General features: G+C 40.8%; 15 protein-coding genes. All 15 read left to right on the top strand.

The window, feature by feature from the left end:
- Positions 1–74: 74 nt before the first annotated feature.
- The 15 genes from O3650_RS08145 (at position 75) to O3650_RS08075 (ending at position 17941) form a co-directional block, all read left to right on the top strand.
- Positions 75–1439 carry an amino acid permease gene (locus tag O3650_RS08145; protein ID WP_261041306.1) on the top strand — a complete coding sequence of 455 codons (1365 nt, stop codon included), beginning with the start codon at positions 75–77 and terminating at the stop codon, positions 1437–1439.
- 100 nt (positions 1440–1539) lie between these two features.
- Positions 1540–1950, top strand: a complete 411-nt coding sequence (locus O3650_RS08140) for a GNAT family N-acetyltransferase (protein WP_371491885.1) — start codon at positions 1540–1542, stop codon at positions 1948–1950.
- 198 nt (positions 1951–2148) lie between these two features.
- Positions 2149–2358: a helix-turn-helix transcriptional regulator gene (locus O3650_RS08135; protein ID WP_000164725.1), complete on the top strand. Its 210-nt coding sequence runs from the start codon at positions 2149–2151 to the stop codon at positions 2356–2358.
- Positions 2348–2821, top strand: a complete 474-nt coding sequence (locus tag O3650_RS08130; protein WP_049521462.1) for a DUF6773 family protein — start codon at positions 2348–2350, stop codon at positions 2819–2821. The genes O3650_RS08135 and O3650_RS08130 overlap by 11 nt, the downstream gene beginning before the upstream one ends.
- The gene (locus O3650_RS08125; protein WP_371491883.1) at positions 2811–3299 is read left to right on the top strand and encodes a DUF6773 family protein; all 489 of its coding nucleotides are present in this window, start codon (positions 2811–2813) and stop codon (positions 3297–3299) included. The genes O3650_RS08130 and O3650_RS08125 overlap by 11 nt, the downstream gene beginning before the upstream one ends.
- Positions 3300–3414: 115 nt before the next feature.
- Positions 3415–4875 carry a nicotinate phosphoribosyltransferase gene (locus O3650_RS08120; RefSeq protein ID WP_371491881.1) on the top strand — a complete coding sequence of 487 codons (1461 nt, stop codon included), beginning with the start codon at positions 3415–3417 and terminating at the stop codon, positions 4873–4875.
- Entirely contained in the window at positions 4872–5696 is an 825-nt protein-coding gene (gene nadE / locus O3650_RS08115) for an ammonia-dependent NAD(+) synthetase (protein WP_261074381.1), read from the top strand. Before O3650_RS08120 ends, nadE begins: the two co-directional genes overlap by 4 nt.
- Positions 5697–5802: 106 nt before the next feature.
- Complete coding sequence (locus O3650_RS08110) at positions 5803–6351, top strand: GNAT family N-acetyltransferase (protein WP_261043379.1); 549 nt, start codon at positions 5803–5805, stop codon at positions 6349–6351.
- 166 nt (positions 6352–6517) lie between these two features.
- Positions 6518–7228, top strand: coding sequence for a thiol-disulfide oxidoreductase-associated membrane protein CcdA2 (gene ccdA2 / locus O3650_RS08105; RefSeq protein ID WP_261040545.1), 711 nt, complete (start codon positions 6518–6520; stop codon positions 7226–7228).
- A gap of 13 nt (positions 7229–7241) precedes the next feature.
- On the top strand, positions 7242–7805 hold the full coding sequence (locus tag O3650_RS08100; protein WP_261043381.1) for a redoxin family protein: 564 nt from the start codon (positions 7242–7244) through the stop codon (positions 7803–7805).
- Positions 7806–7814: 9 nt separating this feature from the next.
- Positions 7815–8927, top strand: a complete 1113-nt coding sequence (msrB, locus tag O3650_RS08095; RefSeq protein ID WP_261071053.1) for a peptide-methionine (R)-S-oxide reductase MsrB — start codon at positions 7815–7817, stop codon at positions 8925–8927.
- A 70-nt stretch (positions 8928–8997) separates the two neighbouring features.
- Positions 8998–9735 carry a response regulator transcription factor gene (locus O3650_RS08090; protein ID WP_153192109.1) on the top strand — a complete coding sequence of 246 codons (738 nt, stop codon included), beginning with the start codon at positions 8998–9000 and terminating at the stop codon, positions 9733–9735.
- Positions 9732–11423 (top strand): sensor histidine kinase, encoded by a 1692-nt coding sequence (locus O3650_RS08085; RefSeq protein WP_153192107.1) that lies wholly within the window; start codon positions 9732–9734, stop codon positions 11421–11423. Before O3650_RS08090 ends, O3650_RS08085 begins: the two co-directional genes overlap by 4 nt.
- A gap of 114 nt (positions 11424–11537) precedes the next feature.
- Positions 11538–12101: a TIGR01440 family protein gene (locus tag O3650_RS08080; RefSeq protein ID WP_000659511.1), complete on the top strand. Its 564-nt coding sequence runs from the start codon at positions 11538–11540 to the stop codon at positions 12099–12101.
- Positions 12102–12103: 2 nt separating this feature from the next.
- On the top strand, positions 12104–17941 hold the full coding sequence (locus O3650_RS08075; RefSeq protein WP_371491877.1) for a ZmpA/ZmpB/ZmpC family metallo-endopeptidase: 5838 nt from the start codon (positions 12104–12106) through the stop codon (positions 17939–17941).
- Positions 17942–17981 lie beyond the last annotated feature (40 nt).

Here is a 17981-nt window from a genome sequence, read left to right as displayed (position 1 = left end):
AAACAAAAAAAGGAGTGGGGAGGCTGTGCGCTTCACTCACTCCTTTTTCCATTTTAAATTGAATTGGAGACGATATGAGTTCAAAGAAGAAAAAAAATAAGATGGAGCGTGGTCTGACCAATCGTCACGTGCAGGTTATGGCCATTGCGGGAACAATTGGAACAGGACTCTTTTTGGGAGCAGGTCGCTCTATCAGCCTAACAGGTCCTTCCATTGTACTGATTTATATGATTACTGGAGCCTTTATGTTCCTCATGATGCGTGCGGTTGGGGAAATGCTTTATCAAGATCCTGAGCAACATACCTTTATCAACTTTATCACGCGTCATTTGGGTAAGGGCTGGGGTTATTTCTCAGTTTGGTCTTACTGGCTATCCGTTGTCTTTATCGGTATGGCGGAAATCACAGCTATCTCTCACTACGTTCAGTTTTGGTTCCCTAGCTGGCCAAGTTGGATGATTGAGATTGGATTTTTGACCATTCTAGCCTTGGTCAATCTGATCGCGGTTAAGCTCTTTGGGGAAGTTGAGTTTTGGTTTGCTATGGTCAAGATTGTGGCTATTTTAGCCATGATTGCGACAGGGGTCTTTATGGTCTTGACAGGCTTTAAGACACCTCATGGAGTAGCAAGTTTGGCTAATATCGCCGACAATTTCTCCCTCTTCCCAAATGGTGGAGTGAACTTTGTCATGGCCTTTCAGATGGTTTTCTTTGCTTATCTAATGATTGAGTTTATTGGAGTAACAACTTCTGAAACCAAAAATCCACGTCAGGTCTTGCCAAAAGCCGTTAAGGAAATTCCTTTGCGAATCGCCTTTTTCTACGGTGGTGCCCTCTTAGCCATCATGGCTATCATTCCGTGGCGTGAACTTGCATCGGCTGATTCTCCTTTTGTAACAGTATTTGAATTGGCAGGTATCAAGTGGGCAGCGGCCTTAATTAACTTCGTCGTTTTGACCTCAGCGGCATCTGCTCTTAACTCAACTCTCTACTCAACAGGTCGTCATTTGTATCAGATTGCCCATGATTCGCCAAATCCATTCTTAAAGGCTATCAAGGCAGATACTCTTTCCCGTCACAACGTACCACAAAATGCCATCATCGCTTCAGCAATCTTGATTGCCCTAGCAGCCTTTATCAACGTCTTGCCAGGAGTTTCCGATGCCTTTGCCTTGATTACGGCATCATCATCAGGTGTCTATATCGCCATTTATATCTTGATTATGCTGGCGCACCTTAAGTATCGTAAGTCACCAGACTTTATGGCGGATGGCTATCTCATGCCCTATTATCGTTTCCTAAATCCTTTAACCATGCTCTTCTTTGCCTTTGTCTTTGTAACCCTCTTTTTACAAGAGTCTACATTTGTAGGAGCAATCGGATCAGCTATCTGGATTATCGGTTTCGGGATTTACAGCCAGTGGAAATTTAGAAAATAGATTTGAAACTCATCAACTCAGGTTGGTGAGTTTTTGTTAGTTTGACAGTCTATTGAAATAGGACTATAATCAAGCTGTAACAGTGTTTAAGGAGGTTTAGATGTACTTTAGATTGGATAATAAGGAATCTCATAAATCACAAGAAATAGGGAATCTGATTCGTGCTTATAACCGTTCAAAAAGAGAAGAGGCTGAAAGTGAGCCACTTAATCTTTATGTCGAAGATGAAAAGGGCAATCTTCTGGCAGGTTTGATAGCCGAGACTTTCGGAAATTGGCTAGAAATCGAGTATTTATTTGTAAAAGAGGAACTGAGAGGGCAAGGAATTGGTTCGAAACTACTGCAACAAGAAGAAAATGAAGCTAAGAATCGAAATTGTCGTTTTGCTTTTGTCAATACCTACCAGTTTCAAGCCCCAGATTTTTATCTAAGTCATGGCTACAAGGAAGTTTTTACCTTGCAAGACTATCCCTACACAGGACAAAGATACTATTACCAAAAGGATTTGTGACCTAGACTTCTATCCTTTGAAGAGGAGCTTAGCTAAGTATCAAATAAGAACGAATACTCTTTATCATGTAAGATGAAAGAGAGTTTTTTTGTTAATAAAATATTACAAAATGACATTTATATATTGCATTAAGTTAGATATATGGTATAATATTTTTAAAAGAAGCGCAAATTTTTAAAATGTTGAAGGAGGACGCTAGTGACTAAAAATTTAAAATTAAAATTAGCTCGGGTGGAGCGTGATTTAACACAAGGGGATTTGGCAGAAGCTGTGGGCGTTACTAGGCAGACTATAGGCTTGATTGAAGCTGGGAAATACAATCCTAGTCTCTCCCTCTGCCAGTCCATTTGCAGATGCTTAGGAAAAACATTAGACCAACTATTTTGGGAGGAAGAAGATGAAAAATAGAAAAAAACTTGTGATCAAAGATGAACGTACAGAAAAATTGGATGGAAAGATTTCAGGAGAAATTCTTTTGGGAATGTGCCTATTTTTGGCACTGGAAATTTTTGCCAAAGTTTATATTTTTAATTTAACGCTTCTATCCTATTCACCAGAATTACTTTTATTGATTGGAGTAGGTTTGTATGCCATTATTCGCCGCATGTATGTAGGAATTGATATTCGAGATATTGTTGAGAATACTGGAAAAGAAAGAATTTTATCTGCTTTGGGATTTTCTATAGTGATTTTATTGATTGATATCATAGGCAATCGCGAGGAACTGGTCAGTCTATTGACTTGGAAGTACTCCCTAAAAGTGGTTCTAGCAGTTATCATCTATCTCGTTGGGAGTTATTCTATGGATAGAGTTATCCTATACTTGAATCGCAGAAATCAGCAAGTTTGGGAGGAAGAAGATGAAAAATAGATTTTTTTATTATCAATTATTAGACGAAAGAGAAGAACAACTAATCAATAAAGCTGGGGCAGAGTCTTTTTCACTCTTTATTGGGCTTGTGCTTCTAAGCTATTTGGTGGCTGTATTAGCTCCATCTCTTTTTAATCCGAATTTTCTAGTCTATACTCTGATAGTAGGAATTTTCTTCTTTTTCAATCGTGCTCGTTATCTGGGAGTAACCTACTATAGTCGTTTTCATTTTACGATTTTGGGTTGTTTTTTCTTAACCTTGGCTATTACGGCTCTTTTGATGTTACAGAATTATCAATTCAACATAGAAATTTATCAGCACAATCCTTTGAACGTTAAATACCTATCTGCTTGGGCAATTACTTATGTCATTTACCTTCCTTGGGTCTTTATTGGCAATCTTGGTCTGAAGAGCTATGGCGAATGGGCTCAGAAAAAGTTTGAACAAGATATGGATGAACTAGAGAGTGGTGAATAGCTTGTTACTCTTTTCTCAATCCAGCTAAAATGTGATATAATAGTACTAATTTATTGGAATAAATGAAAGTTCTTGAAAATTTTCATGGGTTTCTAGCTAAGGAAGTAGGAAAAGTATGTATCCAGATGATAGTTTGACATTGCACACGGACTTGTACCAGATTAACATGATGCAGGTTTACTTTGACCAAGGGATTCACAATAAAAAGGCGGTCTTTGAGGTGTATTTCCGCCAACAGCCTTTTAAGAACGGCTATGCAGTTTTTGCAGGTTTGGAAAGAATTGTGAACTATCTTGAAGAGTTGCGTTTTTCAGATAGTGATATTGCCTATTTGGAGTCGCTAGGCTATCATGGGGCATTCTTGGACTACCTCCGCAATTTCAAGTTGGAGCTGACCGTTCGTTCTGCCCAAGAAGGGGACTTGGTTTTTGCTAATGAACCGATTGTGCAGGTGGAAGGCCCTCTAGCCCAATGTCAATTGGTCGAAACGGCTCTTTTGAACATCGTCAACTACCAGACCTTGGTGGCGACGAAGGCAGCTCGTATTCGCTCGGTTATTGAAGATGAACCCTTGATGGAGTTTGGGACACGTCGGGCTCAAGAAATGGATGCGGCCATCTGGGGAACACGCGCAGCGGTGATTGGTGGTGCCAATGGAACTAGCAATGTGCGTGCTGGTAAACTCTTTGACATTCCTGTCTTGGGGACTCACGCCCATGCCTTGGTGCAGGTTTATGGTAACGACTATGAAGCTTTCAAGGCTTATGCTGCGACCCACAAAAATTGCGTCTTTCTTGTGGATACCTATGACACCCTTCGCATTGGGGTACCAGCTGCCATTCAGGTGGCGCGTGAGCTGGGTGACCAGATTAACTTTATGGGTGTGCGGATTGACTCTGGGGATATCGCCTACATTTCCAAGAAAGTCCGTCAGCAGCTGGACGAGGCTGGATTTACAGAGGCTAAGATTTATGCTTCTAATGATCTAGATGAAAATACTATCCTCAACCTCAAGATGCAAAAGGCCAAGATTGATGTCTGGGGCGTGGGTACCAAGCTGATTACGGCCTATGACCAGCCAGCTCTTGGTGCAGTTTACAAGATTGTTGCAATCGAAGATGAAAATGGTAACATGCGCAATACCATCAAGCTGTCTAATAATGCGGAAAAAGTATCTACGCCAGGTAAGAAGCAGGTGTGGCGCATTACCAGTCGTGAAAAAGGCAAATCAGAAGGAGATTATATCACTTATGATGGCGTAGATGTTGCCAGCATGACAGAAATCAAGATGTTCCATCCGACTTATACCTACATTAAGAAGACCGTTCGTAATTTTGACGCTGTGCCTCTCTTGGTGGATATTTTTAAAGATGGGAAATTGATTTACAATTTGCCTAGCTTGACTGAGATTCAGGATTATGCTCGTAAGGAATTTGACAAGCTTTGGGATGAGTACAAGCGCGTGCTCAATCCGCAGCACTATCCAGTGGATTTGGCGCGTGATGTATGGCAAGACAAGATGGACTTGATTGACAAAATGCGCAAGGAAGCCCTTGGTGAAGGAGAAGAAGAATGAGTTTGCAAGAAACGATTATCCAAGAATTGGGCGTAAAACCAGTGATTGATACCCAAGAAGAAATCCGTCGTTCCATTGATTTCTTAAAGAGATACCTGAAAAAACATCCCTTCCTAAAGACCTTTGTACTAGGGATTTCTGGGGGACAAGACTCAACCTTAGCAGGTCGATTAGCCCAATTAGCTATGGAAGAACTGCGAGCAGAAACGGGAGACGACAGCTACAAATTTATCGCTGTCCGCCTGCCATATGGAGTGCAAGCTGATGAAGCAGATGCTCAAAAAGCCCTAGCATTCATCCAGCCAGATGTCAGCTTGGTTGTGAATATCAAGGAATCAGCTGATGCCATGACAGCTGCAGTTGAAGCGACAGGTAGTTCTGTCTCAGACTTCAACAAGGGGAATATCAAAGCACGTTGCCGTATGATTGCTCAGTATGCCCTTGCTGGTTCCCATAGCGGAGCGGTCATTGGAACAGACCACGCTGCGGAAAATATCACAGGTTTCTTTACCAAGTTTGGTGACGGTGGTGCGGACATTCTCCCTCTTTACCGCCTCAATAAACGCCAAGGGAAACAACTATTGAAGGAACTTGGTGCAGACCCAGCCCTTTATGAAAAAATCCCAACAGCAGACCTAGAAGAAGACAAACCAGGCCTAGCTGACGAAGTAGCCCTCGGAGTCACCTATGAAGAGATTGACGACTACCTAGAAGGCAAAACAATCAGCCCAGAAGCCCAAGCAACAATCGAAAACTGGTGGCACAAAGGTCAACACAAACGCCACCTACCCATCACCGTCTTTGATGACTTTTGGGAGTAAAAAGGTCCGGGGGACCTTTTTAGCTTATTACCTTGAAATTCAAAAGCAAAACAAGTTTCAATGGAGATTGGGCAGAGAATCATCTATCAGAAAGCGAGGTAGCGTCATGAAAGCAATCGGTACACAAATATTACAGACAGATCGTTTAATCTTGCGAAGATTTGTGGAAAGTGATGCAGAAGCCATGTTTCAGAATTGGGCTTCATCCGCTGAGAATCTAACCTACGTCACTTGGGATCCCCATTCTGATGTCGAGGAGACTCGAAATTCGATTCGTAACTGGGTTGCTTCCTATACTAATCCCAACTATTACAAATGGGCCATTTGCCTCAAAGAAAATCCGGAGAAAGTTATAGGAGATATCAGCATCGTTGCAATAGATGAGAACGATTCTTCTTGTGAAATTGGCTATGTGCTAGGCAAGAAATACTGGGGTCATGGTATGATGACAGAGGCCTTGAAAGCTGTTTTGGACTTCTGTTTTACTCAAGTAGACTTTCAAAAAGTCAAGGCACGTTATGCCAGTCTCAATCCAGCTTCAGGTCGTGTCATGGAGAAGGCTGGAATGTCCTATCTCAAGACTATTACCAATGGTGTAGAGAGAAAAGGCTATCTTGCGGACCTTATTTATTATCAGATAAGTAGGGAAGACTAGTGAATTTTCTTTTCTGTTTTCATCGAAGTCAGACTTTGTCTGGCTTTTTTTGCAACATTTTTTACATAACCTGATTAAATTCCTATTTTTCCCTATCATTGTCCCTGTTTTTTCTGGAGTTTTGGGGCTATAATAGTCCTATCAAATCAAAGAATGGAGGAAGGCAATGGATACGATTATCTTTTTTATCAGTGTTTTTCTTGCTGGAATTCTTTCCTTCTTTTCTCCTTGTATTTTACCCTTGTTACCGGTTTATGCAGGGGTCTTGTTGGATGACAAAGATGGTGCTCAGGCTTCTAGTGGAAAATATTCAATCTCAGTTGTTAGTTTATTGCGAACTCTGGCCTTTATAGCGGGTATTTCTTTTATCTTTATCTTACTGGGATATGGTGCTGGTTTTTTAGGCAATTTGCTGTATGCTTCTTGGTTTCAGTATGTGACGGGTGCGGTTATCATTCTCTTGGGCTTGCACCAGATGGAAGTCTTACATTTGAAAGGACTTTACAAGGAAAGAAGGCTACAATTAAAGAGACAGGTGCAAAAGGGTAAGGGCTATAGTCAGGCATTTTTACTGGGCTTGACCTTTAGTTTTGCTTGGACGCCATGTGTGGGACCGGTTCTGGGCTCTGTTTTAGCCCTGGCGGCTTCAGGTGGTTCAGGTGCTTGGCAGGGAGCTGGTCTCATGTTGATTTACACGCTGGGTTTGGCACTACCATTTTTAGTTCTAGCTCTTGCCTCCAGCTATGTTTTGAAACATTTCCGAAAACTTCATCCCTATCTAGGAACCCTCAAAAAAGTGGGTGGTTTCCTCATTATCATGATGGGAATCTTGGTGCTTTTGGGAAATGCTTCCATTTTGACTACATTATTTGAATAGAGAGGAAAGAGAAATGAAAAAATGGCAAACATGTCTCCTTGGAGTAGGCTCAATCTGTTGCTTGGCAGCCTGTTCGGCTAAAAATATGTCAGACGAAGCTACTATGAAGGAGCAAACCAAAACAGAACAAGTCAGTTCGCAAACTGCCACTAAAGGTCAGGCAGTTGCTGATTTTGAACTAACGGGAGTAGATGGCAAGACCTACCGTTTATCTGATTATAAGGGCAAGAAAGTCTATCTCAAATTCTGGGCTTCTTGGTGTTCCATCTGTCTAGCCAGTCTTCCAGATACGGATGAAATTGCTAAGGATGCTGGTGATGACTATGTAGTTTTGACAGTGGTGTCTCCTGGACATAAGGGGGAACAAGTAGAAGCAGACTTTAAGAACTGGTACAAGGGCTTGGATTATAAAAATTTCCCAGTTCTAATTGACCCGTCAGGCAAACTTTTGGAAAGTTATGGTGTTCGTTCTTATCCAACTCAAGCCTTTATAGACAAGGAAGGTAAGCTGGTCAAAACGCAACCTGGTTTTATGGATAAGGATATGATTTTAAAAGAATTGAAAGAAATGGGGTAGAGAAAGGTCATGAATGATAAAGTAAAATTGTTTGTCTTGGCAGGAATCTTTTTCCTAGCCATAAGCGGTTTCTATTTTCTATTGATGCGAAATGCAGGGCAGACAGATAGCTCGCAAATTGAGAAAGCATCAGTTAGCCAAGGAGGAAAAACAGTGAAAAAAACAGAAGTGAGTAAAGATGCAGACTTGCACGAAATTTACCTAGCTGGGGGATGTTTCTGGGGAGTTGAGGAGTATTTTTCTCGAGTTCCCGGAGTGACGGATGCCGTTTCAGGCTATGCAAATGGTAGAGGGGAAACAACCAAGTACGAGTTGATTAACCAAACAGGTCATGCGGAGACTGTCCATGTTACTTATGATGCCAATCAAATTTCCCTCAAGGAAATCCTGCTTCATTATTTCCGCATTATCAATCCAACCAGCAAAAATAAACAAGGAAATGATGTGGGAACCCAGTACCGTACTGGTGTTTATTACACAGATGACAAGGATTTAGAGGTGATTAACCAAGTCTTTGATGAGGTGGCTAAGAAATACGATCAACCTTTAGCAGTTGAAAAGGAAACCTTGAAGAATTTTGTGGTGGCTGAGGATTACCACCAAGACTATCTCAAGAAAAATCCAAATGGCTACTGCCATATCAATGTCAATCAGGCAGCCTATCCCGTCATTGATGCCAGCAAATATCCCAAACCAAGTGATGAGGAATTGAAAAAGACCTTGTCACCTGAGGAGTATGCAGTTACCCAGAAAAATCAAACAGAACGGGCTTTCTCAAACCGCTACTGGGATAAATTTGAATCTGGTATCTATGTGGATGTGGCAACTGGCGAACCTCTCTTTTCATCAAAGGACAAGTTTGAGTCTGGTTGTGGTTGGCCTAGTTTTACCCAACCCATCAGTCCAGATGTCGCCACCTACAAGGAAGATAAGTCCTACAATATGACACGCATGGAAGTGCGGAGCCGAGTTGGAGATTCTCACCTTGGCCATGTCTTTACAGATGGACCTCAGGATAAGGGTGGCTTGCGCTACTGTATTAATAGTCTCTCTATCCGCTTTATTCCTAAAAACCAAATGGAAGAAAAAGGCTACGCTTATTTACTAGATTATGTCGATTAAGAGGGCTTTCCTAAGCAGTTAGAGGAGAATTTTGCTATACTGATACTAGTAAGTGACAAAGGAGAGAAGCATGACCTACACAATCTTAATCGTAGAAGATGAATATCTGGTAAGACAAGGCTTGACCAAGCTGGTCAATGTCGCAGCCTACGATATGGAAATCATCGGTCAGGCTGAAAATGGAAGACAGGCTTGGGAATTGATACAAAAGCAGGTGCCGGATATCATTTTAACCGATATCAATATGCCTCAGCTAAATGGCATCCAGTTGGCCAGTCTGGTCCGAGAAACCTATCCTCAGGTGCATCTAGTTTTTTTGACAGGTTACGATGATTTTGATTATGCCTTATCTGCTGTCAAACTAGGTGTGGATGACTACCTGCTCAAGCCCTTTTCTCGTCAGGATATTGAGGAAATGTTGGGGAAAATCAAGCAAAAACTAGACAAGGAAGAAAAGGAAGAGCAGTTACAGGATTTATTGACTGATAAGTTTGAGGGAAATATGGCTCAGAAAATCCAGTCCCATCTGGCTGATAGCCGGTTTAGTTTAAAGGCTTTGGCCAGTGACTTGGGTTTTAGTCCGACTTATCTAAGCTCCTTGATTAAGAAAGAGTTGGGCCTGCCTTTTCAGGATTACCTGGTGAGAGAACGTGTCAAACAAGCCAAACTCTTGCTTTTAACTACAGATCTGAAGATTTATGAGATCGCAGAGAAGGTTGGTTTTGAAGATATGAACTATTTTACCCAACGCTTTAAACAGATTGCAGGTGTGACCCCTCGTCAGTTTAAGAAGGGGGAAGGTCGATGAAACGTTCTTCTCTTCTAGTCAGAATGGTTATTTCCATCTTTCTGGTCTTTCTCATTCTCCTAGCTCTGGTTGGGACTTTCTACTATCAATCTAGTTCCTCGGCCATTGAGGCTAGCATTGAAGGCAATAGCCAAACGACTATCAGTCAGACTAGCCACTTTATCCAGTCTTATATCAAAAAACTAGAAACCACCTCGACCAGTTTGACCCAGCAGACGGATGTCCTAGCCTATGCTGAGAATCCTAGTCAAGACAGAGTAAAGGGAATTCGAGATCTATTTTTGACCATCTTAAAGGCAGACCAAGACTTGAAAGTTGTTGTGCTGGTCACCAAATCAGGTCAGGTCATTTCTACAGATGATAGTGTGCAAATGAAAACTTCCTCTGATATGATGGCTGAGGACTGGTACCAAAAGGCCATTCATCAGGGGGCTAAGCCAGTTTTGACTCCAGCTCGTAAATCAGATAGTCAGTGGGTCATTTCTGTCACTCAAGAACTTGTTGATGCAAAGGGAGTTAATCTGGGTGTGATTCGTTTGGATATTTCTTATGAAACTCTGGAAGCCTATCTAAATCAACTTCAGTTGGGTCAGCAGGGCTTTGCCTTTATCATCAATGAAAACCATGAATTTGTTTATCATCCTCAACACACAGTTTATAGTTCGTCTAGCGAAATGGAGGCCATGAAACCCTATATTGAGACAGGGCAGGGCTATACTCCAGACCACCGATCCTATGTCAGTCAAGAAAAGATTGCTGGAACAGATTGGACGGTTATAGGCGTGTCTTCGCTGGAGAAGTTAGACCAAGTTCGGAGTCAACTCATGTGGACCTTGCTTGGAGCCAGTTTCACCTCTCTTCTTGCCTGTCTCTGCTTGGTGTGGTTCAGTCTTAAACGCTGGATTGCTCCTTTGAAGGATTTGAGAGAAACCATGTTGGAAATTGCTTCTGGTAATCAGAATCTTCGTGCCAAGGAAGCTGGTGCTTATGAACTGAGAGAAGTGACTCGTCAGTTCAATGCCATGCTGGATCAGATTGATCAGCTGATGGCAGATATTCGCAGGCAGGAAGAAACGACCCGTCAGTACCAACTTCAAGCCCTATCAAGCCAGATTAATCCGCATTTCCTCTATAACACCTTGGACACTATTATCTGGATGGCTGAATTTCAGGACAGTCAGCGAGTGGTTCAGGTGACCAAGTCTTTGGCGACCTATTTCCGCTTAGCTCTCAATCAGGGGAAGGATTTGATTTGCCTGTCTGACGAAATCAATCATGTCCGCCAGTATCTCTTTATCCAGAAACAACGCTATGGAGATAAGCTGGAATATGAGATTGATGAAAATCCTGCCTTTGATAATTTAGTCTTGCCCAAGTTGGTGTTACAACCCTTGGTAGAAAATGCTCTTTACAATGGCATTAAGGAAAAGGAAGGTCAAGGACATATTAGAGTTTCTGTCCAGAAACAGGATTCGGGCTTGGTCATCCGTATTGAAGATGATGGAGTTGGCTTCCAAGATGCTGGCGATAGTAGTCAAAGTCAACTTAAACGTGGGGGAGTTGGTCTGCAAAATGTTGACCAACGGCTCAAACTTCATTTTGGAGAAGATTACCAAATGAAGATCGATTCTATTCCCTCAAAAGGGACGACAGTTGAAATATACATAAATAGAATAGAAACTAGCTAACTCCCAGTCAATTCTGGGAGTTTTATGCAGGTTGGAGTAAGATTTTCAGGTTGTCTATCTTGCTAAAACGTAGAAAAAACGATATGATAGATAGTGACAAAAGAGGTATCAAGTATGAAGGAAAAAGACATTCAAAGAGAAACAAGCCAGATTGTAGAAGATGTATTGGAAAAGGCCAATTTGAAGCAAGGATCCATCTTTGTTTTGGGCCTTTCTTCTAGTGAAGTGATAGGTGGTCAGATTGGCAAGGAATCCAGCCAAGAAATTGGAGAAATCATTGTGAAGACCATCCTAGATATCTTAGAGGAAAAAGGAATTCATCTAGCTGTTCAAGGTTGTGAACATGTCAATCGGGCCCTCGTCGTTGAACGTCAGGTGGCAGAGCAGTTTGGTCTAGAAATCGTCAGTGTCCTTCCTACCCTTCATGCAGGAGGTTCAGGTCAGTTGGCAGCCTTCAAGTTTATGAAGGATCCAGTTGAGGTTGAATTTATCAAGGCCCATGCTGGATTGGATATCGGAGACACTGCAATTGGCATGCATGTTAAGCATGTTCAGGTTCCGATTCGCCCTCTTTTGAGAGAAATTGGTCATGCCCACGTAACGGCGCTGGCTAGTCGTCCAAAATTAATTGGAGGTGCGCGTGCGCACTATCCACAAGATTCTATTAGAAAGTCGTGAGAATGAGAAAAACAAAACAACAACTAGAAAAAATCACAAAATATTCAATTCGTAAGCTAACTGTTGGGGTAGGTCCTGTAGCCATCGGAGCCTTCCTTTTTGGAGCCAGTGCCCTTTCAGTAGATAAGGTTCAAGCCAATGAAGTTGGCAGTGCTCATAGTGTTCATTACCGTTATTTGGCGGAGCAGGAATTGACCGAGTCTGAAAAAGCCCTGATTCATCATGAGGTTCCTACAGAATTTCAAGATGATGATATTCTATATGTAGTTTATCGTAAGAAGGCAACTAACAGTCAACAACTTCCATACACAGGAAGTAAGGAACTAGCCTTGGCAGGTCTTGGTTTGGCAACGGCCTCATTAGCAGTCTTTTTGGTGTCCAAAAAAGGTCGCAAAGAGGTTCTAGGTGTTCTTCTGATTGGTTCTTTAGGAGCTAGCACCTTTGTGCCTTACGGGACATTTGCATTTGAAAATAAAGAATTGCTTTCTTATAACCAAACTATTTCGGCCACTACACATGAAGGTTTAGCTGAAGGGATTATTCATATTGATGGCTATGAGTACATCGGATACTTCAAGGAAGCAGAACTCCATCCATCAAGACCAGCTTCAGCTGAGAAGTCTCAGTTACCAGTAGAAAAGCAAAATGCAAATGAAATCGAGAAAACAGAAGTCGTTCAAGAAAGACCTGCTGTCACTCCTGAAACTGTTGTCGAGAAACCTCTAGTACAAAATCCAGTTGCTCCTGCTGTTGAAGAAAAACCAGTTTCTGAGAAGCCTCAGACAAGACAAGAAGAGAACTTGGTGGAGATTCCTTTTGAAACGGTCACAAACCCAGATACGAATCTAGCAGAAGGAAAGACTCGTATCGTCACAGCCGGAGTAAAGGGTCAGCGTCGTCTTGTAACTAAAGTATCGATGGTCAATGGTCAAGAAGTTAGAGAAGTCATTGAAGACCAAGTGGTTCAAAATCCTGTGTCGCAAGTCATTGCAGTCGGAACGAAGAAAGAGGTGCAACCTGCCCCAACTCCAGTACCACAAACTGAACCAAGCCACCAAGTAGCTAAAGGAACCCAAGAGGCAGGCAAAGAAGGTCAAGCCCTAACACAGCCAGAATTGCCAGAAGCTATGGTAGAGTCTAAAGGAACTCAAGAGGCAGGTAAGGAAGGTCAAGCCCTAACGCAACCGGAACTACCAGAAGCTATAGTAGAGTCTAAAGGAACCCAAGAGGCAGGCAAGGAAGGTCAAGCACTTGTTCAAGATCAATTACCTGAGTATAAGGTGACTGAGGGAACCCTTGTTGAAGAATCAACTACAGAAATTGATTACAAAACTGAAACGACTGAGGATCCAACTAAGTATACGGACGAAGAAACTGTCCTACGAAATGGTGAAAAAGGAAGTCAAGTTACAAAAACAATCTATAAAACGGTAGAAGGTGTCAAAACTGACCAAGTTCTTTCAACTAGTACGGAAGTGACTAAGGAGCCTGTAAATCAACAGGTAAGCCGTGGTACAAAACCAATTGAAGGAACTCTTGTAGAGGAAAGCATTGAAAAGATTCCATTCGAAGAAAAGATTGAAGAAGATGCTCAACTGAAAAAAGGCTTAGAAGTTGTAGCTCAAGAAGGTAAAGAAGGTCAGAAAAAAATCACTAAGACCTTTAATACTATCAAAGGAGTTAAGACTGAGGATGCACCAAAAGTAACGGAAGAAGTAATTGAGGCCCCTCAAGACCGAATTTTGAAACGTGGTACCAAGACCTTTGAAAAACCAGTATTGACCATCACTGCAGTTGAACCTAAGGATTTGAAACGTATTTCAGATGTTAAATACAGTCTAGAAAATCCAAGCAAGGCAGCCATTAAATCTATCACCTTAACTCTGAAAAAAGGTGATGAGATTGTGAAAACATTGAATGTTTCACCTGACAACTTAACAGCTAGCCTGACAGATTTGCAATACTACAAAGATTATAAGATTGAAACTAAGATGGTTTATGACCGTGGTGAAGGCGATGAGGAAGTAGTTCTGAATGAAGAACCTCTAAGAATTGACCTCAAAAAAGTTGAAATCAAAAATATCAAAGAAACAAGCTTGATGAGTGTGGACGCTGACGGTAATGAAACAGATACTAGTTTGCTTACAGAAAAACCAGCTGATGTTGCCCCACTTTACCTACGAGTTACAACTCACGACAACAAGGTTACACGACTTGCTGTTGACAAGATTGAAGAAGTAGAAAAAGACGGAAAAACTTTATATAAAGTCACTGCCAAAGCACCAGACTTAGTTCAACGTAATGCAGATAACACACTTAGCGAAGAGTATGTTCATTACTTTGAAAAACAAAAATCAAAAGAAGGCAATGTTTACTACAACTTCAACGAGCTTGTAAAAGATATGAAAGCTAACCCTAGCGGTGAGTTCAAACTTGGTGCAGATCTAAATGCAGCTAATGTACCAACTCCAAATAAAGAGTATGTTCCTGGTACATTTAAAGGTAAGTTATCAAGTGTTGAGGGACAACGTTATTCAATCCACAATATGACACGTCAATTATTTGGTGGTATTGAAGGTGGTTCGGTTAAAGATGTTAACTTAGCTAATGTCGATATTAATATGCCTTGGATTGATAACATTTCTGCTCTTGCTAGAACTGTTAAGAATGCTACTGTTGAGAATATTAAAGTAACTGGTAGCATCACTGGTAGAGATGGAATTGCTGGACTTGTTAACAAATTAGATAACGGCGGACAGCTTACTAATGTTGCTTATATCGGTAAACTTACTGGTGTAGGCGATAGAGGGTGGGATTTCGCTGGTATGGTTGGTGAAATCTGGAAAGGTAATGTTGATAAAGGATATGTAGAAGCTGATATAGTTGCTAATAAAGCTCGTATCGGTGGATTTGTCGCTAGATCAGATAACGGTTCTGATCCTAACGGAATTGGTAAATATGGTTCTGTTCGTAACGCTGTTACGAAAGGAACTATTAAGGTAAATACACCTGTTGAAGTAGGTGGTTTCCTTAGTAAGAACTGGGCATGGGGTAAAGTTGCAGACTCTGTGTCTATGATGAAAGTTGAAAATGGTGAAGTGTTCTATGGATCTAAAGATATTGACGAAGATGGTGGATACTTCTCAAATAACGCTTTAGAACGTAACTTTATCGTGAAAGATGTAAGTACAGGTAAACGTTCATTTAAATTCTCTGTTTCTAACCGAATTAAAGAAGTGTCTCAAGATGAAGCTGACCAGAAAATTGCGACATTAGGAATTACAGCTAATGATTATGTTATCAATCCTCTTGTTTCAGATACATTAAATAATGTTAAACCAAAATCTGACACTTACAAAGATACTCAAGATTACGATGCATCTCGTGAGCTTGCATATCGTAACATTGAAAAACTTCAACCATTCTACAACAAAGAATGGATTGTAAATCAAGGAAATAAATTAGCTACTGATAGTCCATTAATGACCAAAGAAGTATTGTCTGTAACTGCAATGAAAGGAAATGACTTTGTCACAGATCTTACAGATGCCGACCATATTATGGTTCACTACGCAGATAAGACAAAAGATATCTTTACGATTTCTCCTAAGGGCTCTCAAGTTAAGCAAGTAAAAGAGTATAGTGTTGCTGAGCTTGGTGAAGTCGTTTATACACCAAATATGGTGGTTAAAGATCGTGCTGACTTAATCAGTGCTATTGAAAGCAAATTAAGCCCTGTTGAATTGCAATCTGACCCGATTTACCAACACTTGGGTAGAACTGGTGGCAACAAAGTTAATGCAATTAAGGACTTGTACCTAGAAGAAAGTTTCAAGTATGTGAAAGATAATCTTACTCAATTCGTTACGAAGTTAGTAGAAAATGAAGATCACCAGCTTAACACTGATGAAGCTGCAAAACGTGCCTTGATTAAGAAAATCGATGACAATAAGGCCGCAGTTCTTCTTGGTTTGTCTTACCTCAACCGTTACTACGGAGTTAAATTCGATGACTTTAATATTAAAGAATTAATGCTATTCAAACCTGACTTCTATGGTAAGAATGTTAATGTGTTAGACTTCTTGATTAAAGTTGGTTCTAAAGAAAGTAACATTAAAGGTGATAGAACTTTAGAAGCTTATCGCGAAACGATCGGTGGAGTTATCGGTATAGGCGAGTTAAACAGTTTCTTAGACTATAATATGCGTCTATTCACAAGTGATACAGACTTAAACGATTGGTTCATAAAAGCTACTAAAGATAATGTATATATTGTCGAACCAAAAACAACAACTCCTGAATTTGCTGATAAGAAACACAGAGCATACGAAGGATTAAATAATGATGTTCACGGTAAGATGATTCTTCCTCTATTAAACTTAAAAGATGCCCACATGTTCTTAATCTCAACATATAACACTATGGCTTACAGTTCATTTGAAAAATACGGTAAGAATACTGAAGCCGAACGTGAAGCGTTCAAAGCTGAAATCAATAAAGTTGCTAAAGGTCAACAAAATTACCTAGATTTCTGGTCTCGTCTATCATTGGATAAAGTTCGCAACCAGCTGCTTAAGAGCAATAACATGGTACCAACTCCTGTGTTAGATAATCAAAACTATAAAGGAATCAGCACAGATAAATACGGACATACGAATAGTGGTAAGGATGTAGCGCCTATCCGTGAATTATACGGACCAACAGGTCGTTATCATGCAACTGACTGGCGTATGGGAGCTGTAGCTCGTATTTACGGTAACCCTTATAAGGATGATTCAGTCTTCTTCATGGTTACTGATATGATTAGTGACTTTGGTATCTCAGCCTTCACTCACGAAACGACTCACGTAAATGACCGTATGGTTTACTTAGGTGGTTCAAGACACCGTGAAGGTACTGACCTAGAAGCATTTGCACAAGGTATGTTGCAATCTCCTGCTGAAACAAGTCCAAACGGTGACTTCAAAGCACTTGGATTAAACATGGCCTACGAACGTCCAAATGACGGAAATCAATGGTATAACACAAATCCAAATGACCTTATATCTCGCGCTGAAATCGATCATTACATGAAAGGTTTCAACGATACTCTAATGCTTCTTGATTATCTTGAAGGAGAAGCCGTTCTTGATAAAGGTAGCAAAGAACTAAACAATGCTTGGTTCAAGAAAGTTGCTAAGAAATTACGTAACGCTAATACGAAGAACCAATACGATGAGGTTCGTGATTTGAATGCAGAAGAAAAAGAATATAACTTAACTTCTGTTAACGACCTAGTAGATAAGAACTTCATGACCAAACACGGTCCTGGTAATGGTACTTATGACCCAACTGGATTTGGCTCTGCCTATGTAACGGTGCCTATCACTGCTGGTATCTATGGTGGTAATACAAGTGAAGGAGCTCCAGGCTCTATGTCATTCAAACATAACACATTCCGTATGTGGGGTTACTTTGGATATGAAAAAGGCTTCTTAAACTACGCTTCTAACATGCTGAAAAATGAGTCTAAACAGGCTGGTCATGCTACTCTAGGTGATGACTTTATCATTAAGAAAGTTTCTGATGGTAAATTTAATACTCTAGAAGATTGGAAGAAAGAATACTTCAAAGAAGTTGTTGATAAAGCGAAAGCAGGATTTAATCCAGTTACAATTGACGGCACTACATACAGTAGTTACGATGACTTGAAGAATGCATTTGCTACTGCCGTTGATAAAGATAAAGCAACTCTTAATAATGGCTCAGTTAAATTTGATAATACCGTATCACTTAAAGAGAAATTATTCAAGAAACTTCTTCAACAAACAAATAGCTTTAAAACTTCAATCTTTAAATAATTGAAATCTCTCATCTGCTTTGCGGATGAGGGTTTTCTTA

The organism is Streptococcus sp. 20925_1_24, from assembly GCF_041432335.1.
GTDB lineage: Bacteria > Bacillota > Bacilli > Lactobacillales > Streptococcaceae > Streptococcus > Streptococcus mitis_BM.
The sequence above is the reverse complement of the archived record's forward strand: the minus strand, read 5'-3'. Positions and strand labels throughout refer to the sequence as shown.